The organism is Vibrio sp. 1167 (assembly GCF_033340375.1).
In the GTDB taxonomy this organism is placed as follows: domain Bacteria; phylum Pseudomonadota; class Gammaproteobacteria; order Enterobacterales; family Vibrionaceae; genus Vibrio; species Vibrio alginolyticus.
The window spans coordinates 190,083-210,474 of record NZ_JAWOWK010000001.1; the positions used below are offsets into that span (position 1 = coordinate 190,083).

Annotated in this window: 20 protein-coding genes and 2 pseudogenes; 8 read left to right on the forward strand and 14 right to left on the reverse strand. The window is 43.8% G+C overall.

Annotated features, from left to right (window positions below; translation table 11 throughout):
* Positions 1–34: 34 nt before the first annotated feature.
* The 4 genes from R7Z78_RS00865 to pcp form a co-directional block, all read right to left on the reverse strand.
* Entirely contained in the window at positions 35–1,327 is a 1,293-nt protein-coding gene (locus tag R7Z78_RS00865; RefSeq protein ID WP_025768979.1) for a DEAD/DEAH box helicase, read from the reverse strand.
* A 170-nt stretch (positions 1,328–1,497) separates the two neighbouring features.
* Positions 1,498–2,484: a CobW family GTP-binding protein gene (locus R7Z78_RS00870; RefSeq protein WP_104976531.1), complete on the reverse strand. Its 987-nt coding sequence runs from the start codon at positions 2,482–2,484 to the stop codon at positions 1,498–1,500.
* Positions 2,485–2,547: 63 nt separating this feature from the next.
* Positions 2,548–2,811 carry a hypothetical protein gene (locus R7Z78_RS00875; protein ID WP_005375648.1) on the reverse strand — a complete coding sequence of 88 codons (264 nt, stop codon included), beginning with the start codon at positions 2,809–2,811 and terminating at the stop codon, positions 2,548–2,550.
* Positions 2,812–3,009: 198 nt separating this feature from the next.
* A complete protein-coding gene (gene pcp / locus R7Z78_RS00880; protein WP_053350641.1) occupies positions 3,010–3,648 on the reverse strand; it encodes a pyroglutamyl-peptidase I in 639 nt (212 codons plus the stop codon).
* Positions 3,649–3,936: 288 nt separating this feature from the next.
* Between pcp and R7Z78_RS00885 the strand changes: the two genes are divergently transcribed.
* The 4 genes and pseudogenes from R7Z78_RS00885 (at position 3,937) to trpB (ending at position 6,996) form a co-directional block, all read left to right on the forward strand.
* Entirely contained in the window at positions 3,937–4,185 is a 249-nt protein-coding gene (locus tag R7Z78_RS00885) for a hypothetical protein (RefSeq protein ID WP_005375646.1), read from the forward strand.
* A 306-nt stretch (positions 4,186–4,491) separates the two neighbouring features.
* Positions 4,492–4,704: a cold-shock protein gene (locus R7Z78_RS00890; protein WP_005375644.1), complete on the forward strand. Its 213-nt coding sequence runs from the start codon at positions 4,492–4,494 to the stop codon at positions 4,702–4,704.
* A 359-nt stretch (positions 4,705–5,063) separates the two neighbouring features.
* Positions 5,064–5,372, forward strand: a pseudogene (locus tag R7Z78_RS00895) (S1 RNA-binding domain-containing protein); the annotation flags it as partial.
* A 400-nt stretch (positions 5,373–5,772) separates the two neighbouring features.
* Positions 5,773–6,996, forward strand: coding sequence for a tryptophan synthase subunit beta (gene trpB, locus R7Z78_RS00900; RefSeq protein WP_104976530.1), 1,224 nt, complete (start codon positions 5,773–5,775; stop codon positions 6,994–6,996).
* A 131-nt stretch (positions 6,997–7,127) separates the two neighbouring features.
* Here trpB and R7Z78_RS00905 read toward each other — a convergent pair whose 3' ends face one another.
* Positions 7,128–8,585 carry a DUF3360 domain-containing protein gene (locus R7Z78_RS00905; protein WP_005375642.1) on the reverse strand — a complete coding sequence of 486 codons (1,458 nt, stop codon included), beginning with the start codon at positions 8,583–8,585 and terminating at the stop codon, positions 7,128–7,130.
* 418 nt (positions 8,586–9,003) lie between these two features.
* On the opposite strand from R7Z78_RS00905, the gene R7Z78_RS00910 reads away from it, so the two are divergent.
* The gene (locus R7Z78_RS00910; RefSeq protein WP_005375544.1) at positions 9,004–9,420 is read left to right on the forward strand and encodes a VF530 family DNA-binding protein; all 417 of its coding nucleotides are present in this window, start codon (positions 9,004–9,006) and stop codon (positions 9,418–9,420) included.
* A gap of 151 nt (positions 9,421–9,571) precedes the next feature.
* Here R7Z78_RS00910 and R7Z78_RS00915 read toward each other — a convergent pair whose 3' ends face one another.
* The 5 genes and pseudogenes from R7Z78_RS00915 to R7Z78_RS00935 form a co-directional block, all read right to left on the reverse strand.
* Positions 9,572–10,822 (reverse strand): DEAD/DEAH box helicase, encoded by a 1,251-nt coding sequence (locus R7Z78_RS00915; protein ID WP_053350636.1) that lies wholly within the window; start codon positions 10,820–10,822, stop codon positions 9,572–9,574.
* 393 nt (positions 10,823–11,215) lie between these two features.
* A complete protein-coding gene (locus R7Z78_RS00920) occupies positions 11,216–11,686 on the reverse strand; it encodes a hypothetical protein (protein WP_017821094.1) in 471 nt (156 codons plus the stop codon).
* Positions 11,676–12,557: pseudogene (locus R7Z78_RS00925) on the reverse strand (hypothetical protein). Before R7Z78_RS00925 ends, R7Z78_RS00920 begins: the two are co-directional and overlap by 11 nt.
* Before the next feature lie 324 nt (positions 12,558–12,881).
* The gene (locus tag R7Z78_RS00930) at positions 12,882–13,127 is read right to left on the reverse strand and encodes a hypothetical protein (RefSeq protein ID WP_104976529.1); all 246 of its coding nucleotides are present in this window, start codon (positions 13,125–13,127) and stop codon (positions 12,882–12,884) included.
* 40 nt (positions 13,128–13,167) lie between these two features.
* On the reverse strand, positions 13,168–13,383 hold the full coding sequence (locus R7Z78_RS00935) for a DUF3820 family protein (RefSeq protein ID WP_005375557.1): 216 nt from the start codon (positions 13,381–13,383) through the stop codon (positions 13,168–13,170).
* Positions 13,384–13,527: 144 nt separating this feature from the next.
* Between R7Z78_RS00935 and R7Z78_RS00940 the strand changes: the two genes are divergently transcribed.
* Complete coding sequence (locus R7Z78_RS00940; RefSeq protein WP_104976515.1) at positions 13,528–13,836, forward strand: cysteine-rich CWC family protein; 309 nt, start codon at positions 13,528–13,530, stop codon at positions 13,834–13,836.
* 38 nt (positions 13,837–13,874) lie between these two features.
* Here the strand turns inward: R7Z78_RS00940 and R7Z78_RS00945 are convergent, their stop codons facing one another.
* On the reverse strand, positions 13,875–14,219 hold the full coding sequence (locus tag R7Z78_RS00945) for a HopJ type III effector protein (protein WP_104976514.1): 345 nt from the start codon (positions 14,217–14,219) through the stop codon (positions 13,875–13,877).
* A 199-nt stretch (positions 14,220–14,418) separates the two neighbouring features.
* Between R7Z78_RS00945 and R7Z78_RS00950 the strand changes: the two genes are divergently transcribed.
* Positions 14,419–16,188, forward strand: coding sequence for a choice-of-anchor I family protein (locus R7Z78_RS00950; protein ID WP_104976513.1), 1,770 nt, complete (start codon positions 14,419–14,421; stop codon positions 16,186–16,188).
* A 71-nt stretch (positions 16,189–16,259) separates the two neighbouring features.
* On the opposite strand, the gene R7Z78_RS00955 is transcribed toward R7Z78_RS00950, so the two are convergent.
* Positions 16,260–16,598, reverse strand: a complete 339-nt coding sequence (locus R7Z78_RS00955; RefSeq protein ID WP_104976512.1) for a 4a-hydroxytetrahydrobiopterin dehydratase — start codon at positions 16,596–16,598, stop codon at positions 16,260–16,262.
* Positions 16,588–17,382, reverse strand: coding sequence for a phenylalanine 4-monooxygenase (phhA, locus tag R7Z78_RS00960; protein WP_104976511.1), 795 nt, complete (start codon positions 17,380–17,382; stop codon positions 16,588–16,590). The genes R7Z78_RS00955 and phhA overlap by 11 nt, the downstream gene beginning before the upstream one ends.
* Positions 17,383–17,604: 222 nt before the next feature.
* Here phhA and R7Z78_RS00965 point away from each other — a divergent pair, with 222 nt between their 5' ends.
* Entirely contained in the window at positions 17,605–19,572 is a 1,968-nt protein-coding gene (locus R7Z78_RS00965) for an acetoacetate--CoA ligase (RefSeq protein WP_104976510.1), read from the forward strand.
* A gap of 155 nt (positions 19,573–19,727) precedes the next feature.
* Here R7Z78_RS00965 and R7Z78_RS00970 read toward each other — a convergent pair whose 3' ends face one another.
* Positions 19,728–20,303, reverse strand: coding sequence for a class I SAM-dependent DNA methyltransferase (locus R7Z78_RS00970; protein WP_017821100.1), 576 nt, complete (start codon positions 20,301–20,303; stop codon positions 19,728–19,730).
* Positions 20,304–20,392: the final 89 nt, after the last annotated feature.

Here is a 20,392-nt window from a genome sequence, read left to right on the forward strand (position 1 = left end):
TTGAGGGGCTCTTTTCATCACAAACTGATGTAATTTACTTTGCGCCACGACGCGCTTTCAGGCGCTTCACCATAGCAAGACGACGCTCTGCCGACCCTTGGTCTGTTGCCGACTGGTTCGGATTATTACGACGACCTTGACGATTCTTGAATGCTGGTTTTGAGTGCAGCTTTTCAATGTAAGATTCACGCTGTTTTGGTTCATAGCCTGCAAGCTCAATACGGCGAATGCGTTGCTGGATCAGATTTTCAACCTGAACAACCGTGAGCTCTTCATCTCGGTTTACAAATGAAACGGCATGACCTTGTTTACCTGCACGGCCTGTACGACCAATTCGGTGAACGTAATCTTCCGCTAAGAAAGGCATGTCATAGTTCACAACATGAGGTAAGTCTTCAATATCTAGACCTCGAGCAGCGACATCGGTAGCCACCATGACACGTGCTTTACCGGACTTGAACTCTTCTAACGCACGACGACGAGCACTTTGAGCTCTGTCACCATGACAAACCACCGCTTTGATACCATCAAGTTTCAGCTCTTTTACAACGTCGTTTGCGGTCTCTTTGTAGTTCACAAATACCAACACTTGTTTCCAGTTCTTACGACCAATCAGTTCCGAAAGCAGTTCCGTTTTTCGCTCTTGATCAACTGGATATAACACGTGAGCAACTGTCTGTGCTGTCGTATTCGCTCGCTCAACTTCAATACGCTTAGGCTTACGCAGGATATCTTTTGCTAGCAGATTTAGTTGGCTCGAAGTCGTTGCAGAAAACATCATAATTTGCGGATCAGTATCCACATCCAGCATGATCTTACGTACTGCGTGAATAAAGCCCATGTCCAAGATACGGTCTGCTTCATCAAACACTAAAAACTCTAAGTGTGCGACCGAGACATTACCTTGTTCAATGTGCTCTTCCAATCGACCAGGTGTAGCCACTAGGATATCTACACCGTTTTCTAATGCCGTTACTTGAGAAGACATTTTACGGCCACCGAAAATCGCAGCCACCGACAGGTTCGTGTACTTCGTGTAAGCTTTGATGTTGTCAGCAATTTGTTCAGCAAGCTCACGAGTTGGAGCCAAGATAAGTGCGCGAGCAGTCTTACGAGAAGCGCTACGGTTACTGTCTAGCAACTGCTGAATCATAGGCAGAGAAAACGCAGCCGTTTTACCAGTACCTGTTTGTGCTGTAGCGAAAATATCATGGCCTTTGCGAGCCATTGGAATCGCCTTCTGTTGAATTGGCGTTAACTTTTCATAACCGCATTCTGCCAGTGCTTTAACCACTTCTGGCGCAAAACCTTGAGATGAAAATGACATTGAGCGTATTCCTTAAACAAACCACTAAAAATAGCTTTAAAAATTTAGCCGTGCACTATACCCGAATTTGAGTGATTTATCTCACTTTTCTCATTGAAATCCTACAAAAGAAAAAACGGTGAGCACAGATATATTAGTGGTTCACCGTTTTCGTTTAACCTTTGCGCGATTTAATGTTTGATGCCAGATAACTGAAGGAGAATTCGCTCAAGCTCATCCCATGGCAACAGCTGAGAATCTATCACTTCTAATCGTGATTCAAAGCCTTCTAAGCTGATTTCATTCACCGACACGACTCGGTTGGCAACATTAAACGCGTAACAACCTTGATCCGTATTGACCACTGCTTTAACACGCTCTGCGGTCAAGTCCGACAGCATAGAGAAAAGCTTTTCAAAATCAAGCTTATACTCTGCCCCAAACAACCACCCACAACTAAAATAACCCTGCCCTTTGTTCTCTTTGCGCACAAAGGCTTCACCAGGCGCCAACTGGAATTGAGGCTCTTGGTGAGCGTGGTCATGATGATGTGACTCGATATGGGAAGAAGCGCTGCCGTAAACCCGCTCAATATCCAAGACTTCTATCGGCAACTCACCGTCATGAATAAGCTTACTGAATACTTTTGAAGGGGATTGGTCCGTCACCCAGTCATTAAACACATCAAGGTCGTGGCTGGAACATAGGTCAACCTTACTACCAATAACCACATCTGCACTGTTTAACTGGTCCACGAAGTTTTGGTTAGAAAGATACTTTTCATCACTTAAGTTACGCGGATCAACCAAGGCAATCGTCGCTTTAAGATCAACGTAAGGTTCATACTGCTGTGAGGTAAGCGTCGCGATAACCTGTTTTGGATGACCAAGGCCTGTCGGCTCAATCAATAAACGGTCCGGTTTTTGACGCAATAATGCGGTGATACCTACCGACATCGGCACACCCGCAGTGCAGCACATACAACCACCCGGCACTTCTTTAATCAACGCGCCTTGGTCGGTCATCAATGCACCGTCGATGCCAATCTCACCAAATTCATTGACCAAAACCGCCCAGTTTTCTTTTTCCGGTTTGTTCTTCAGTAGATTTAAAATCGTGGTCGTTTTACCGACACCCAAAAATCCGGTCAGTATGTTGGTTGGTACTCGATTTGACATGCTTATCTCCGACACGTTAGTGCATTAATGCTCCAGCAAAGTATACGGAGAATGTGACTCGCTTCAACGCTTTTTATCGCACGCATCAAGCTCATTGCGTGATGCGTTGGAACACATTTTTCGAGCTTGTTTGGGTTGACTTATCAACTCTGAACGCTTCATATCAGACAGGTATCTACTGGTATAAATAACGCAAGTAAAAAACGCGATAATAGCGACTACGATGGGAAGAACTCCGAGCGTGTTTTCGAATTTAAGCGCAGCAATAGCCAACGCGAAAACAACGACAGAGATAAGTGCGATTGACTTACTTTTGTTGCTTTTCATAATAACTCGCCTTTCGTAAAGTTAGCCCCCTAACACCTCCTGTACTAGAGGAATGTCAGTTTGAACAACATCCAACCTGACTATTCAATGCTACTCCTTTCGCTACTTGTGAAATTTGACAAAGCTAACATTTACTACAACATCAAACGACGAGCTTATTATTATCTTTCAGATACTTACTGGGTTTTAAAACACTTACTAGCAAATCGTTCCACCGCTTACCAGGATATCGCTATCATTGGCAATACAAACTTGCGCCACCAGCCTCAGCCCTTCGACTATCATGTCCAAAGACATAGAAGGCTGACTGCCATTTGCTGCTTGTTCTGGCAATAATGGAATATGAACAAACCCGTGACGAATCGGATTGTCTATCAAGTAATGTTGGATCCCATAAAAGAGATGGTTACATACAAATGTTCCAGCACTGTTGGAAATCTGGCTAGGTATACCCTGCGTTTGCAACGTTTGCACAACACGCTTTATCGGTAGTGTCGAGAAGTAAGCATCAGGACCATCGGCCACCACGGGTTCATCAATCGGCTGATGACCAGCGTTATCTGGAATACGAAAATCATCGACATTAATTGCGACACGCTCTGGGGTTATCGCGCTACGCCCGGCCGCTTGCCCTACAGTAATCACACAGTCTGGCTGGTGCGCTTCTATTGCTTCAATAACGACTTTCACCGAGTCATATCGAACTACGGGGACTGGGCAAGTAACTATCACACCGCCTTTTATGGCCGCAGCCTCTAATTGCTTGACCGCTTCTAAGGCGGGGTTAATGGCGTCACCACCAAAAGGTTCAAAACCGGTAATCAGGACTTTCTTCATAACAGCCTTTAGGAAAAGAGTTTTACAAATTATTGCACTCCCCTTCACCCCATCCAATAGCAAAAGTATTGTTGACATAAGCCAGACAACATTGTGTGACTCATGTCTAACCAGAGAGTGTTTTCTGCCTCATTGAATCTAGGCAAGTTCCGGACTATCGAGACTAACTATCGATGATTAGTGGCAGGACGAGGCTCTATCATTACATGACTCGCGCAGAAACTTGGTTTCCACGCTTAACTTAGGTAGAGTACGCGACCGCAATGCAATTCGAAGAGATTGAATACAATGAATATTGATAACCATGTAATCGAAACGATTGAAGAGTTAGAGGCATTTCTGCATTTAGTAGAGAGCGGCGCTCTCGGCCTTGAGGGTGTCACTGGCGTTGCGCTAGCCACCTCTAATACCGATGGTCGTCCATTTGTTGCCGTATTAGGAGAAAAGCACCAATTACTCCTCGGTCGCTGGGTTTCGCAGCACGTATATGACAATGGTAAAGACATCGTTCGTAACGGCCCAACCAGAAAACACTAAGCGCTCGACGCCACCTATAACATCACGCCGTCTTATACACCAAGCGTATGCTTTGAAAGCAATGCGCTTGGTGTACTCAAAAAATAAAAAAGAAAAGGCTAGCCTTTATTAATTTTGTCGGTATACTGCACATCAGCTCTTACGGAAAGAGCTATTAATGTAATTAAAGATCAAAGTTTCTCTCAGTTCCACATCGAATTCCTCGTTTACGTTCCTGCGACAAAATAGTTATCTCTAAAATCATATAGTAGCACTTGATATTAGCTAAAAATTCAATATTTAAAACAATCAAATATAGAGGTATCTATGTCTAATAAATTAACTGGTTCAGTAAAATGGTTCAACGAAACTAAAGGTTTTGGTTTTATTTCTCAAGACAATGGCGGTGATGACGTATTCGTTCACTTCCGTTCTATTGTTTCTGAAGGCTTCAAAACTCTTACTGAAGGCCAAAAAGTATCGTTCGTTGTTGAACAAGGTAACAAAGGTCTACAAGCAGCTGAAGTAACTGCACTGTAATTCTTTGTGTGGCATCAATGTTGTTGGTGCCACAATCCCCTTCCACTTATTACTGCCCTTACTATTCTCTATCTAAGTTTATATACCCAAATCACTTACCTCTCCCACACCATCATTAATCACTTTCAATAAAGTCACTTTGGTATACATCTTTAGGTAATCACACGGTCTACCTTGCAATTCCAGTTTGGAACTAAATTAATCTCATTCATATCTGAATCACTTCGCCTCATGCTTTGCTCATAAAAATAAAGTTTATAAAATAAAAGCGATTGGCGAATATAAGAGAAAAAATGAAATTAAATATATCTGCTCAATCAATAAATTCTAATAACTACGAGCACATAATCCCTAGCTGAGAGGTTGAGTCAACACTGAAATGTCATTACATGAAGCCATTTATCGGACAACACTTCATAGGGACAGCGTCTGGATTCACACACTTCGGAGCATTTGTTGAGTTAGAGGAAAACCGAATCGAAGGTCTCATTCCTTTATCAAGTTTCCAAAATGGTGAATTCGAATTTGATGCAGTCAAACAAAAAATTTCCAGCCAGAGCACCACGTTTACTCTAGGAGCTAAAGTGCACGTGTTGTTTAAATACGCCGATTCGAAACAAAGAAAGATCATGTTCAACTTAAAAGACGCGGAACACGCGGTAGGTTAGCCTGTTTTAGGTTACTTTCTAATCCATTAATCAAAAATAAAAAATAAGCTTTTAATACCGCAATTAACTTGTGACATTTCGCTGACATCGACTCATTCTAAAACCCTAATATCTGACAAAGGAAACGAATCTAATTTTTGTTTCCAGACACCATCGCAGAGTGTATTTCCAGCACTCTGTTTGCCTCGAGAGGTTCTTATGACAGCCTAGGATCTCTCGAGGCTTTTTTGCACCTATTCAAACCACCTGATTCTACATCCCAGCTATTATCCCCTACACAAGCTGTACTTTTTAACTAGTTCACTAGATCGACAATTGTTATTTAAGCAACTGATCACACAACCTCTTCCAAATTTTGGGTATAAAAGTATCAATACTTTCGTTAACTAGGATGTAAATAATGAAAAACTCGTTTGATCTCACTATGCCCAACGAAGAAGGATACTTTGGTGAATACGGTGGTAGCTTTGTTCCACCTGAGCTTGAACAAATCATGCATGACATCAACGCAGCTTATGAGGAATGCTGCAAAGATCCTGAATTTAAAGCGGAACTCGCTCGTCTGTATAAGCACTTTGTTGGACGACCTAGCCCAATCTTCCATGCGGAAAACTTGTCTAAAAAATACGGAGCAGACATCTACCTAAAGCGCGAAGACTTAAACCATACAGGCGCACATAAAATTAACCACTGCTTAGGGGAAGCCATTCTCGCTAAAAAGATGGGTAAGAAGAAACTGATTGCTGAAACTGGCGCAGGACAACACGGTGTTGCGCTTGCTACAGCCGCGGCATTGGTTGGCTTGAAATGCGATATTTACATGGGTGAAGTTGATATCGCCAAAGAGCATCCGAATGTCGTCCGCATGAGAATCCTTGGTGCTAATGTCATTCCTGCCACTCATGGGCGCAAAACCCTCAAAGAAGCGGTAGATTCTGCATTCGAAGCTTATCTGAAAGATCCTGATACACAACTTTATGCGATAGGCTCTGTCGTTGGCCCTCACCCATTCCCTAAAATGGTACGAGATTTCCAATCAATTATCGGTAACGAAGCACGAGTTCAATTCAAAGAAATGACCGGCAAGTTACCCAATAATCTCGTCGCATGCGTTGGAGGTGGTTCTAACGCGATGGGGCTATTTACTGCTTTCTTAGAGGATGAACAAGTCGCCATTCACGGCGTTGAACCTGCGGGCCGCTCTTTGCAAAAGGTTGGCGAGCATGCTGCAACACTCACACTCGGTGAGCCAGGTATCATGCACGGATTTAAGTCTTACATGCTTAAAGATGCGCAAGGCGAACCTCAGGAAGTGTACTCTGTAGCAAGTGGCTTGGATTACCCATCGGTTGGGCCTCAGCATAGTTACTTAAAAGACATTGGCCGTGTCAATTACGGCTCAATCAGTGATGACGAAGCGATTGATGCCTTCTTTGAGCTGTCTCGTGAAGAGGGAATAATCCCTGCTATTGAATCCTCACACGCTGTCGCTTACGCAATTAAACTCGCACAGCAAGGAGAAACCGGCTCGATTTTGATCAACTTATCAGGCCGTGGTGACAAAGACATTGATTTTGTCGTTGAACACTACGGCGCAAAATACGGCATTGAATCACTCATATAGCCTAACTCCGTAGCCTAACCCTACATGCAAAAAGCTACCTGGTACTAGGTAGCTTTTTGTTTTTGTCTACTATTTTAAGAAGCAAGTCCCTTTACTCACTGCTCTCACTATACCTTTAGAGCATAATTCGATTAACCGATAAGAGCTGGAATGCCTGGAAGCTGACCAACAATAGCAAGGGAGCCTGCACAAACGATAAACGCAGTGCCAGGAATCAGATATTTATCTTTGCGCGATAGTTCGTTAGCACGCTCATGGTCGCCGATAAGCCCGAGGTTATCCAACAGCATCGTGATTGCCCAACCGAAGACTGGATTAACGAATGCACAGGCAAAAATACAGATACCTGCACTGAGTGAATCTTTATGCTTATGGATCATCTGCATACCCGCTTCAAGGAGTGGTAAGAATACACCCACAATCAAAGCAACGCGCAGAACAGGTTCCCACATTGCTAGATCCATTGGGTAGCCAATTACCGCCGCCGCAATACACATGAAACCCGTCAACAGAGCGCCACCTGGAATAGGACGCTTGGCAATTGCGGCAGGAATCATGTACGTTCCCCAAGAAGAAGCTAGGTTTCCGCCCCCTAAGAGTGAACCAACCCCCTGACGAACAGATGCTCCGACCATCGTGTCGTCGACATCCATGAGTACACCTTTCGCTTCTTTTGGGTAGTTAAGTTCTTGAAACACACGATGGCCGAGATAATCAGGGGACCACATAGCGACTGCCAGTAGAGCAAATGGAGTCACGGCAATAAAGTGCTCTAGGGTTGGCCAGCCTAGCTGCCAGCCTGTATCTTCACCCCACCAGTAGAATGGACTGAAATTAGGCAGGCCCGGTTCTGTGGTAAAGGCAAACTCAGCGCCCATCAAATAAGCAACAATACCCGCGAGTGCAGAGCACAATGGGATAGCGAGCCAACGTTTATTGATCTTGGCTAAGTAAGCGTAAACCATAACGGTTAGGCCTATGACCACAAACGAAATGTAACCTTGGTCCGTACTTGCAGCCCACGCTTCCGTCTTATTAATTTGCCCGAGCAACCCAACGGCACCAAGGTAGATCAACAACCCTCCTCGAACCCCGATACCAGTCAGAGTCATGAGTTTAGAGCCACCTTTGGTTAAGGCGAGAATTAACCCAAAAACACATACCATCAAACCTAGCGCGAGAGGGTGCCCTCCTGCAGCTGCAATCATAGGAATCAGCGGTATCATTGGGCCATGGGTTCCCGCTAAGTTTGCATTCGGGTTTAGGATGGCAGAAAACAGGATGACGAACAGGGCTCCAGCGATAAGTAATTCGTAACGCACGTTTTCTGCAATGAATTCCGGAGATAAACCAAACTGAGCAGCAAAAGCGGAAACCATGGCAGTGACCATAACCACTTTACCAATGGTTGCTGCTAATGCCGGTACCCAGTCTTCGATTTCAATACTGTAATCACGTGAGGGCAAATGAATTCCCCAGCGACGGAAACTCATGACGGTTAAATCATGATTTAGAAAGTCTTCTCGGTTTTCAAATTCATGCGGTTTTTTGCGCACATCCCTGTAAAAAGTCTTACTTTTGTCAGACATTGAGTCATCCTTTTATGTTTCAACGTTGAACTACGTCAACTAGAGTTTCGCTTGGTAGACAGGCCTTCGACCAATACGAGACAACACCCACATCAAACTTCTAGGCCATACTAAGAAAGCGGCATGAACCAATTTTGATTTTGAGCTTATTAAGCATGTGTTGCTATGGGTAGGAATATTAGACATTAGTAAAAGAACAACAAAAATCTCACTTATTACACAATGATTTAACATCGAGCTAGGACGCTTGAACTTTTATGAGTCATTTTTGAGCAGAGAGCCAAGTAGAACGGCTAATTCCGATTTATACTTTCAAGGTAGAGAGCACTGTGCTCGCATCCACCGCAAAGTAACTATAGATATCTCTGCATTGTATACTTTGTTAAACTCCGCCCTTTAATGAGTAAGGCCCTTAAAAATGATGACTGACGAAGAGAGAATCGAGCTGCAACAGAACAATCCACTGCACGGGTTAAAGCTAGAGACTATGTTGCAAGAGTTAGTAGATTTTTACGGCTGGGACATTCTAGATACAGCAATGCGTTTTAATTGCTTTAACACTAAGCCTTCGATTGCAAGTAGCGTGAAGTATTTAAAGAAAACCGAATGGGCGAGAGAAAAATTAGAAAACTTTTACCTTTATCGTTTTAAGCGCATGCCACGCGCGAGCGAAGAAGAATACAACTTACCGCCAAGAGCTCGTACGTTCCCTCATGGCCTTGAACCTAAAGAACCTATGCCACTAACCGTTGACTCTATTCTTAAGTCACAAGCTAAAGCAGCGTCTGCATTTAAAAAGCGTTCACCTCGCGGACGCCCTGCTCGTCGCCAATAACACTATCTTGAAAAGCAATAGAGCCCTACTGGTAGCTCCAGCAGGGCTCTATTGTTCTTTAAAGGAATGGCTAGAAGCGAAGACTCAAGCTAGTGAGCATTCCCTTTCTCTAACAACTCCCGTAAGTAAACTCACATGTAGTTTACGTTTTCTATTGATTACGCTTTTTCTTCTTTTTACCCGTACCTGCCGGCTTCGCTCGCGGCTTCATTGGTAAAAAGTAGGCTTCACTCTGATCGTCTTCCACTTCAAAACCGACTACCTGCTCGCGTTCAAGTTGGAACTTATTTTTCTTTTCTATCACTTTGAAATGGTGGTAGTCGTCGTAATCGATAAGAGATAATCCTAAACCTACTTCACCAGCACGACCACTACGACCGATTCGATGCATATAATCAGCAGGGCTACGCGGAAGATCGAAGTTAATCACCACTGGAAGTTTTTCAATATCAAGGCCGCGTGCTGCGATATCGGTGGCAATAAGAACTTGAATCTCGCCAGACTTAAAACCGTCAAGGACACGAGTACGAGCGCCCTGCCCTTTATCACCATGGAAAACTTCAGCGGTAATACCGCGTTTTGACAACTTTTGAGCTAAATGGTTACAGGCATTCTTAGCGTTCACAAAAATCAGAGTCTGTCGCCACTGATGCTGTTTGATTAAGTGCGCGAGTACCGCCGTCTTCTCACCTTTATTTACACTAAACACGCGCTGCACCAAAGTGCTAGCTTCTGCGCTCTGCAACTGAACTTCAACAGGGTCGCGGAGCAACTGCTGAGCCAGCGTCGTGACTTTATCAGGGAAAGTTGCAGAAAATAACAGCGTCTGTTTCTTCTCTGGCAGTAACGCAAGAATCTTATTGAGTTCTTCGGTAAATCCGAGGCTCAACATTCGGTCGGCTTCGTCAAGGACGAGCGTTTCTACTTGGTTCAACTTAATCGCGTTACTGGATACCAGATCAAGTAATCGACCCGGCGTAGCTACGATAATGTCACAGCCACCGCGAAGCGCTAGCATTTGTGGGTTCACCGATACACCACCAAATACGGCAACCGTTTTGATCTTATCTCTAAGATGGTACGAGTAAGATTTGACGTTGTATGCCACCTGTGATGCCAACTCACGAGTTGGAACTAAAATCAGGTGAGAAACGAAGTTACCACGGCGATTGTTTGATCCGTCTTGCTGAACAATTTTTTGCAGGATTGGCAGCGAAAAAGCAGCGGTTTTACCAGAACCCGTATTGGCACCACCAATAATATCTTTCCCTTCAAGGATATCAGGAATAGCACGGGATTGAATGGGCGTCGGTTGGCTGTATTCTAACGCTTCTAGCCGCTCGACTAAGGTTGGAATCAGGCCAAGATCGGCAAATGTCGCTTGCTGTGTTTTATCTGTCATTACGATGAGTGGCTCAGTGCTAGTAAAGGCCGTGTATCTTATGCTATTTCGCGTCTGGATGTTAGAGATAATGGCCCAAACAGAAGATTGGTGAAAGAAGCACGATAGAGTTCAGGAATTTCCTTTCACTAACATGAGTTAATGGTTTCGATAACCAATACTCTACTACCAAGATGGTAGCGTTCGCGACAAGCAAAGGGAAAAGGAGCCAGGCACTCTGACTCCTGTAAAGCAAAATACAGCTTGAGAAAACCCTATAGCTTATAATTGGACAAAAATGCGTTACGACAAATAGAATATTAGCAACTAATGGATAACTTCAAGTATTGAGAGCTAGCGCATGACATGTACATACGCTAGCAGGGTGCTTGTGCCAAGAGCTTGAAAGATGATTTAATCGCACGAACTAGGGTCTAAAACATACGTCCGACTTGAGGATTTTAATGTAAGTTCTTGTTCAGAAGTACATTCAATATAGTCATATTGCTTTATTTTTTCTCTCGTGTTGTTATCTAACCATATGGCAGAGGCAATAGAACTTAATACTATTATCGCTATAGAATATAGCCCTGTTTTTGTCGAAAATGGTACTTTTAGTAATAGTTCTGTTGACCTGTGTAGCATAGCTATGGGAATGATCGCTATAAAACCAAATATTAGAAGGCCTACAAAAGAAGCAACATTGTTCACTAAACCTGCTAGTTTTACTTTAGGAATGATACCGATTGAGTTGTTAATGCTAATTAACTCATTAATTGAGCTGTAGCTCAACCACACCATAAAAACCATAAGAGGCCAACTAGCCATCACTTTAAGCCAACGCTTTATCTTTAGTCTTCGGTTAAATTTTTCATTAGAAATCATTAATAGTTTTCTCTACTTGATTCTTCATCGGTTCCGTGAATTTAAATTGGTCATCTAGTTTAGATATTTCCTTTCCTACAATAAACGCAGTAACAGCGAAAATACCAAGTGTTAGAGCGGTTGGCACAACAAGTACCGTACTTAATGTTGCGACTCCCAGAATAGTTATTCCTTGAGCGATAACTCCTGCGGCAATGCCCTTAGATATATCCGCTGTAAATTGGCCGACCACTTCACCTAGCGTTTTTTCATCATGTAGAATGTAGTCAACCGCATTAACCGCACCACTAAACACAAGTTCAACATAGATGTTGCCTTTCAAGAAACTGACATTGCCTTGAACAGTATTTAGAGCATGACCAATTTTAAGCATTTGTGGTGTTGCTTCTTGCCAACGGATACCTAGGTCTAAATATTTAGGCTTGTAGTTCTCAACCACAATATTCATTACACCATTGATATTGACAGCTTTAGCGACCTCATAAGCGCCTTTAAGCCCCATGCCTACGCCAGTGTAGTCCTTGCCGTTCGAAAGTTGTCCATGCGAGTCTTTGATGAGCAAGTCTAAATACTCGTTACCTTCTTCAACAGTCAGTACCGCAATACTCACGTTCTCTTGTTGAGAGGTGTCCCACTGATATTCTTTAGCTTGCTTTTGTAAATCATCGTTCCATTCTTTTTCTGTTAGGTCGTAAGCTTGTTGGACCGCTTTGCGTTCAGCAAGAACGCGCTCTCTATTTTCAGCCCATCGTTTCTCATCGCTCGCGGTAGATCTCAGCTCTTCCTGACGTTCTCAGCGTTGACGTGCTGCTCGTTCTCTAGTGGTTTCTTGTCTTTCTTCTGGGGCTACAGGAGAGGATTCATATCTCATGGGAGTCGGTTTTACTGATAAATAAAAAGGATAATAACAATATTTTCAGTGATTTATCATCCCCAACAAGATTGCATGATGATTTAACCAATTAAATAGGCAGTTTGACTAATCAAACAAGCACAATGAAGGCTCAATAGTGTTGAGTTACATTCAATCGGATAACTTTTCGTAGGGTAAAACGTACGAACCAAATTTTGTAGAGTATTTATTCCAGTTCTTTTTTGGGGCAATAAAGAGTTAGCCTAACGGTCTGGCTCTTTTGAATGAAAAAATAGTCTGGTGGGAGAACTTGTAAGGCTGTGGCAGGTTACACTCACTTACTTACTCCTTAGGCAGGTGACCAGTTTCCTTCGCAAGCTTTTGCATCGCCTCGGCAAACGTTGTTGTCCCGCCTTTAGCTTTAACCTGTATTACCTTATATCCCAACTTTTCCAACGCTTGGCGCTCTGCCAAAACAGCTTTGTCATCTTGCTGGCTACCTTGAGTTGGCTGATGAATGTAACATCCCTCTAATTTACCATCTTCGACCAATTGGTGGTGTTTCAGTGCATCGATATCAAAATTCATAATAAGTCTTTTCATTAAGAGTGGGAGTTTCTGTGGCTAGTTACATACGCTTCAAAGGCTTCACGACACTATCTAAGCCTTCAATTTTGAGCGCTAAACATAACTTGAGCAAATCCCCTAGCTCACCGCTTGGCCAGCCCTTTTTATCAAACCACAGTAAGTATTCTTCAGGCAGGTCGATTAACACTCGCCCTGCATATTTCCCAAATGGCATTTGCATTCTAGCGAGTTTAATGAGGTTTTCTTTTTCTAACATAAGTGACAGAGAGTTAAGGTAACTCGCCCAAGGGTAACACTGGTTCTCCCTCCTCACCAGCAAATCGCAGTCACGTTTATTTTTGGCGGCCTTGACTCGCTTTATGCTAGAGTACGCGGCATAAAAAATGAGAACGAGAAAGCAATGAAGTCACCTTGTCGAGCAGCATGTAAAAATAACGCCGGAATATGCTCTGGTTGTCACCGAACGATGGATGAAATCATCCAATGGAAAGACAAAACCGATCTCCAACGAGATGCGATTATCGAACAAATCGCAGGAGAAGATTCAACACACAGTTGTCCTGAATGCGGGACTCAAGCCCATTGTGATATCGCCGCAGGCAAAGAGACATGCTGGTGCTTTACTATTGAAACCCGTGATTTACCCAAGCCAAGTGCCAACCAGCTGTGTTTGTGCCGAAAATGTCTAGAAAAACAGCCAGTCGCGTAGTACGACTGGCTTACTGATCATCGTTTTCTGACTGGTGTTTATTTAACGGTTAAAGCGGACGCTTCAAACTTAATGCCTTCCCACCCTGTCACCATAAAATTACGAATATTCTGGTGATCGCTGTTCTCTGGATGCTGCAATACATCTTCACGATAAAAACGGCCAAAGCAGGCTAGCGTCGCTTCTTTGTCTAGGTTGTTTAGCAAACCGAAAGCGAAGATCTTACACGAACCGTTGTTCTCGCCTGCATTGTTTTGTGTCTCACCATTTACAAAAGCGGTTGGCTCAAACGTATAGTTATCTTCGATCACCGCCATCGTTGCTTCAAATTCGACCTGCTCTGGTGACGCTGCCAATAAATCTAAAAACGATTTTAATTCCATTATTCCTCTATCCCTACTTCATCATATTGATGACACATTAGTTTCATAAAAAGCCAATATAAGAGTCATCAATCATACATATATTCAGAGCCTTACCAAATCAAACGTCATTCAGCGCTCTATCATTCCAGTTGCGGAAATGGACAGCAGCATAAAACCCGTGCTGATTGACAACCTATCGGATTGATAAGGAGATATCATGATCACCCCTTTAAAGGCAATCGGTGTACTCGCATTGTCATCACTTGCCATCGCGTGTTCATCACAACCCGAAGATACCGTGGCTTCATTCGCTACACAATGCAAACCTACCACTGCACCCGTTACTGGGGAAACGTCAATTCAAGGTTTAACGTTTATCGGAACATCCGTTGCTGATGCTCCATTCGACACATCGGCAGCTGAAATCGTCAGTTATGACGCTTGTACGGATAAGCTCTATGTGGTTAATGCTCAAGCAAAACGTGTCGATGTACTTTCTATGGATGACAACGGCGTACCAACGCAAAGCGCATTCATTGATCTCAACAGCGCTGGCGAAGCAGCGGGCATTGAAATTGGCGCAGCAAACAGTGTCGCTGTATTCAATGGTTTGGTAGCAGTTGCGATTGAAAACAGTAATAAACAAGCGAATGGTATTGTTGGCTTGTACCGCTCCGACGATTTGTCATTAGTCATGACGTTTCCAACAGGCGCATTGCCAGACATGGTTGGCTTCTCAAAAGATGGCCGATACATCGCAACCGCTAATGAAGGAGAACCAAACAGCGATTACAGCATTGACCCTGAAGGTAGTATCACTTTGATCGATCTGAGCCTTGGTGTTACTCAAGCAGAAGTGACACAAATTGGCTTTAACGAATTTGATGGTTCACGAAAAGCAGAGCTCCCAATGAATGTGCGTATTTCGGGGCCAAACGCCACCGTCGCACAAGATCTAGAGCCTGAATACCTCACTTTTGCAGATAACGGTAAAATCTATGTCGCGCTACAAGAAAATAACGCCATGGCAATCGTCAATCCAGAGAGCAAATCGGTAGAAAAAATTGTTGGCTTAGGTGAGAAGTCTTGGTCGGGCGCTAAACTCGATGCATCCAACAAAGACAAAATCATTGGGAACTTGAAAAGCTACCCAAAACTGGTTGGCTTATTTATGCCTGACACCATCGACAGCTACTCAGTGAATGGGAGTACTTACATCGTATCTGCAAATGAAGGCGACGGGCGTGAGTACGGATTCAAAACCACTCAAGAACTGTGCGACAAAGCTGGCTTTATGTGGGATGAAGACGATTACCTTGGTACAGATGAATACACATCTGAGCAAGGGAGCTGTTTAAGCCATATTGATGAAGTGCGCGGTAAGAAGCTGAAAGTAGCAGCAGAACACCCATTGGCAGAGGCACTAAAAGACAACAAACAACTCGCGCGTTTAAAAGTGATTAAGCCGGAACAAACGCTTTCTGCACAAGAGAATGTTCAATCATTTGGCGCGCGTTCATTCTCGATTTGGGATAAAAACGGCAAATTGGTCTTCGATAGTGGTGACGATTTCGCGACTATCGCGCTGCTGAATGAAGGTAAGAACTTCAACAGCACCAACGATAACAATAATAGTGGCGATGACCGAAGTGATGATAAAGGTATTGAGCCAGAGGCGATTGAAGTAGCACAAATTAACGATCGTCATTACGCGTTTATCGGCTTGGAGCGTCAAGGCGGTATCATGATTTATGACATCACAGACCCGAAACAAGCGCAGTTTCTGCATTACATAAACCGCCGTGATTACAATCAACCAGTGTGTACAGAAGTCGAAGATGGCGAATGCATGAACGACACATACAATCCAAAAGCAGGCGATTTAGGTCCAGAATCCATTAATTACTTTACCCGTAATGGTGGTCATTTTATCGCCGTTGGCAATGAGGTATCGGGCACGACATCCGTCTTCCGAATCAATCTATAAAGTAATGTAAAAGTCATTTAGAACCAAAACGCCCGACGTAAGCCGGGCGTTTTTTTGTATGAGGTAATGTCCTACTCTGCCGATACTAGCGCGTCACACTTTGATGCGCAGATAAAATCGTTTTTATGCAGACCTTTGATAGAGTGACTCCACCACGTTACGGTAACCTTACCCCATTCCAACAAAATAGAAGGATGGTGGAACTCATCTTCTGCCAGTTCCGCGATTTTGTTACTGAAAGCCCATGCTTGTTTGAAGTTCTTAAATTTATACACCTTTTCTAGTTGAGGTATATCTTCTCTTTCAATGATCTGCCAATCAGACAATTGCAGAAGCAGAGACTGTTGTTCTTCTTTGCTTAGTGCAATGGCATCGATACTACAAGCTTCGCATTTTTGTTCATTCAACATGAGCAGGTTCCTTTGGTTCAAAAAGTGGAGGAAGCAGTCCAGCTTCAATCGCTAGATCGGCTTGTTTCAATAAATTTAACTGACTGATTTTAAAAAGTTGAGAAAAGTCGTCAATCACGTAGTACTTCGGTTGCATGATGTCGATACGATAAGGCGTTCTCAGCACAGTTTGTAATTCAAATGGGTCGCGAATTGCTGCATCACTCTCTAATGCGTAGAGGGTTTCGCCAGGAGATGAAAGAATACCACCACCGTAAATTTTGGTTTTGTCCCCTTCTTTCACCAAACCAAACTCTACGGTAAACCAGTAGAGACGAGCGAGATAGGCTCTTTGTTTTGGGGTAGCGGCTTGCCCTAGTTGACCATAATGCTCGGTAAATGCAGCAAAGTCTGGGTTGGTTAACATCGCGCAATGACCAAATATTTCGTGGAAGAAATCTGGCTCCTGTAAGTAATCGAACTCATCTCTTGTACGCAAGAATGTGGCGACTGGAAAGCGCTTATTACCGAGTAGATTAAAAAATCGGTCGAAATCAATAAGCGCGGGAACGGGCTCCACTTGCCAACCTGTTGTCTCCATCAAGACACGATTAATTTCTGGCAACTGAGGAACGCGGTCTTCAGGTAAATCAAGCAGCGTCAAACCGTGTAAATAAGCCTCACAAGCTCTGTTTTGGATCACACCCATTTGTCGTGTTACCAAATCTCGCCAAATGGCGTCTTCTTCACGGCTCCATTCAACCCTGCCTTCCTGGTTTACGGGTTTAGAACGATACTGGGTCATGGCCCATCTCCATTAACAAATCCTTTACATTAAGCCTATCTGTAGTCTTAAGAGCTTCCAATCCCTGCGCGATTTTCTCAGCATTATCCTGATGTAACATATTGTTTACAACCCATCGTAACTGCATGATTTTTATGACACGATATAATATCTGGCTTGTTTGACTTTATCGTGTATTCCTCTCAAACTAAAACCTGTTATCACTTTGTTATAGAGGGACCTATGCGCGAGAGCAGCAAAGTATGGCAACCGAGCGAAAGTCGTATCGAAGAAGCCAACATTACACAGTTTATTGAACACATTAATCGACAAGGAAATACCCTTGAAAGCTTCGCTGATCTGCATCAATGGTCACTCGATCATGTAGAGAAATTTTGGCAGGAAGTTTGGCTATTCTGCGACGTCATTGGCACTCAGGGAGAGACCATAAAAGAGCGAGCAGAAAGTCGCTGGCAGCAACCTGTTGAAAATAGGGATATAAAATGGTTCCCAAACGCGCAAATTAACTACGCCGAAAATTTGCTAACCTACGCGTGTCACCAACCCGATGATCTCGCGATTTGGTTTGAAAATGAACGTGAAGAAAAACAGACCTACACATGGAAACAATTGTGCGAAGAAGTTTCGAGTGTGCAGCAATGGTTGAAAGAATGTGGAATTAAGCAAGGTGATGTCGTCGCTGGTTATTTACCTCACCTACCTCAAACGGTGATAGCTATGCTAGCAACCACCAGTTTAGGGGCGACCTGGACTTCCACCTCACCTGATTTTGGCGTCGAAAGCGTTTTGGAGCGCTTTGGTCAAGTGAAACCCAAAATCCTGTTTACTTGTGATGGCTATACATTCAATGGCAAAACTTTCGATATGTCTGAGAAAAACCAGCATATTGCGGATCATCTTGATGGTCTTAAACAAGTTTGCCAAATTAGCTACCTTAAACCACACATTTTTGAATGCGATGTCTGCACCCAAGATTGGCAAAACGTCCTGAATCAATACACCCCCGAAGCGCTGACTTTTACTCGTGTGAATTTTAACGATCCGCTATTTGTGCTTTATTCTTCAGGCACAACAGGCAAACCGAAATGCATCGTTCATTCCGTCGGCGGAACGGTGCTTAATCACTTGAAAGAGCATCAACTGCATTGCGATATTCAACCGAACGACCGAGTGTTTTACTACACAACCTGCGGCTGGATGATGTGGAACTGGCACGTTTCTTCACTCGCGAGCGGTGCATGTTTGGTGATTTTTGATGGTAGCCCTGTTTACCCCACTCATAATGTGCTCTGGGACCTCGCAGAACAAGCCGAAGTGACGCTATTTGGAACCTCAGCAAAATACCTAGAGGCGCTGGAAAAAGCATCTTTTTCTCCGCAGAAAAGTGATGCATTTTCAAGTCTGAAAACCATTTGTTCGACTGGCTCTGTTCTGTATCCAGAACAGTTTGATTATGTCTATCAGCACATTAAAGAAGATGTACACCTCGCCTCGATTTCTGGCGGAACAGACATTTGTGGCTGCTTTGTATTAGGCAACCCTATTTCTCCCGTTTATCGGGGAGAGTGCCAATCAGCAGGGTTAGGGGTCGATGTCCGAGTCTTTAACCCACAAGGTAATAGCGTAATGGGAGAGCGCGGTGAGTTGGTTTGTGCCAATTCCTTACCCAACTTCCCTGCTGGCTTTTGGAACGACACCGGTGAGAGATATCATCGCGCTTATTGGGATAAATTCGACAATATTTGGCACCACGGCGATGATGTTGAACAGACCAGCGTTGGGGGATACGTGTTTTATGGTCGAAGTGATGCCACGTTGAATCCCGGTGGCGTAAGAATCGGCACGGCCGAAATCTATCAGCAAGTGAACTGTATAGACGGTATTCTAGATTCGATCGCAGTAGGAAAAGAAGTCGATCGCAACGAACAAATATGGCTGTTTGTCCAATTAGTCAAAGGGGTAGAGCTCAATGACGAGATGATCGCTTCCATCAAAGCACAGCTAAAGTCTGCATGTTCTCCAAGGCATGTACCTAGTGCAATTTACGCAATAAGCGATATACCTAAGACACGCTCAGGAAAGCTGGTCGAGTTAGCCGTTAAGCAAGTCGTTAACAAACGAAGCGTCGAAAATTTAGGCGCAATAGCCAACCCTGAAGTGCTGGAGGAGATACGCAGAATAATCGTCTAAAAATAACCTCCGAAGACTTAGTTGTTCGAGTATGTCCTTGCCTGCACCACGACGACTTGTTTAGAGCAAGTGAAGTTACACATACCCTCAGCAGATAAGAAAAAAGCGAGCTTGTTAGCTCGCTTTTGTCAATTTTTGTTCTTTATTCAGCGGTATTAGCGACGACCAAGCCCCATTAATACCGACATTGTTTTACCATCAGATGTAATGTCAAAAACGTGTTGCGATTCAACTTCAGTAAAACCCGCTTCTTTCAGTGCACGCTCAGACTTCGCAAGGGTAAAACCGTCTTGTTCACATTCTGCAATCCAATCAAAATGAACAAAATAGCCGCCGTGGTTAAGTAGAGAATGCGAGATCGTTAATGACGCGTCTAAGTCTTCCACGAACGCTAAAACTGATGATGCAACCACCAAGTCGAACTGTCCACGAAACGCAGGGTGCTGAGCAACCAAGCCGCGAGATAATGCATCTACCACAGGTTCTACGTTGACGAGCTCTTTTTTATCGAGTTCCTCAATCATGGCTTCCGATGCGTCTAATGCTACGATGTCTTTAACCATCGGTGACAATCGTTGACTTAACTGCCCTGTTCCGCATCCAAAATCTAGTACTTTAATGCCATCAAGCTGAGTTAGCTGTTGTAACTGCTCAAACACCGACTGCGCAAATTGCTCTGTTGCTGGATTTGATTCCCAGTTTTTTGCTAAGCCGTCCCAATCTTGTGCCATCGTGGCCTCCATGTTCACTTTTTGTAACCCACATAGATTACCGCAAAACCGTTAAAAGACCATAGACTTATCTGGCGGATTCGCGTTTT

Coding starts and splice junctions, on each gene's coding strand:
- R7Z78_RS00955 (WP_104976512.1), bottom strand. CDS start 16,598: ATGTTGAATGAACAAAAATGCGAAGCTTGTAGTATCGATGCCATTGCA.
- R7Z78_RS00915 (WP_053350636.1), bottom strand. CDS start 10,822: ATGACAGATAAAACACAGCAAGCGACATTTGCCGATCTTGGCCTGATT.
- R7Z78_RS00940 (WP_104976515.1), top strand. CDS start 13,528: ATGAAGTCACCTTGTCGAGCAGCATGTAAAAATAACGCCGGAATATGC.
- R7Z78_RS00870 (WP_104976531.1), bottom strand. CDS start 2,484: ATGTCAAATCGAGTACCAACCAACATACTGACCGGATTTTTGGGTGTC.
- R7Z78_RS00970 (WP_017821100.1), bottom strand. CDS start 20,303: ATGGCACAAGATTGGGACGGCTTAGCAAAAAACTGGGAATCAAATCCA.
- R7Z78_RS00920 (WP_017821094.1), bottom strand. CDS start 11,686: ATGATTTCTAATGAAAAATTTAACCGAAGACTAAAGATAAAGCGTTGG.
- R7Z78_RS00910 (WP_005375544.1), top strand. CDS start 9,004: ATGATGACTGACGAAGAGAGAATCGAGCTGCAACAGAACAATCCACTG.
- R7Z78_RS00865 (WP_025768979.1), bottom strand. CDS start 1,327: ATGTCATTTTCATCTCAAGGTTTTGCGCCAGAAGTGGTTAAAGCACTG.
- R7Z78_RS00950 (WP_104976513.1), top strand. CDS start 14,419: ATGATCACCCCTTTAAAGGCAATCGGTGTACTCGCATTGTCATCACTT.
- R7Z78_RS00875 (WP_005375648.1), bottom strand. CDS start 2,811: ATGAAAAGCAACAAAAGTAAGTCAATCGCACTTATCTCTGTCGTTGTT.
- R7Z78_RS00965 (WP_104976510.1), top strand. CDS start 17,605: ATGCGCGAGAGCAGCAAAGTATGGCAACCGAGCGAAAGTCGTATCGAA.
- pcp (WP_053350641.1), bottom strand. CDS start 3,648: ATGAAGAAAGTCCTGATTACCGGTTTTGAACCTTTTGGTGGTGACGCC.
- R7Z78_RS00885 (WP_005375646.1), top strand. CDS start 3,937: ATGAATATTGATAACCATGTAATCGAAACGATTGAAGAGTTAGAGGCA.
- R7Z78_RS00905 (WP_005375642.1), bottom strand. CDS start 8,585: ATGTCTGACAAAAGTAAGACTTTTTACAGGGATGTGCGCAAAAAACCG.
- R7Z78_RS00890 (WP_005375644.1), top strand. CDS start 4,492: ATGTCTAATAAATTAACTGGTTCAGTAAAATGGTTCAACGAAACTAAA.
- R7Z78_RS00935 (WP_005375557.1), bottom strand. CDS start 13,383: ATGTTAGAAAAAGAAAACCTCATTAAACTCGCTAGAATGCAAATGCCA.
- R7Z78_RS00945 (WP_104976514.1), bottom strand. CDS start 14,219: ATGGAATTAAAATCGTTTTTAGATTTATTGGCAGCGTCACCAGAGCAG.
- R7Z78_RS00930 (WP_104976529.1), bottom strand. CDS start 13,127: ATGAATTTTGATATCGATGCACTGAAACACCACCAATTGGTCGAAGAT.
- phhA (WP_104976511.1), bottom strand. CDS start 17,382: ATGACCCAGTATCGTTCTAAACCCGTAAACCAGGAAGGCAGGGTTGAA.
- trpB (WP_104976530.1), top strand. CDS start 5,773: ATGAAAAACTCGTTTGATCTCACTATGCCCAACGAAGAAGGATACTTT.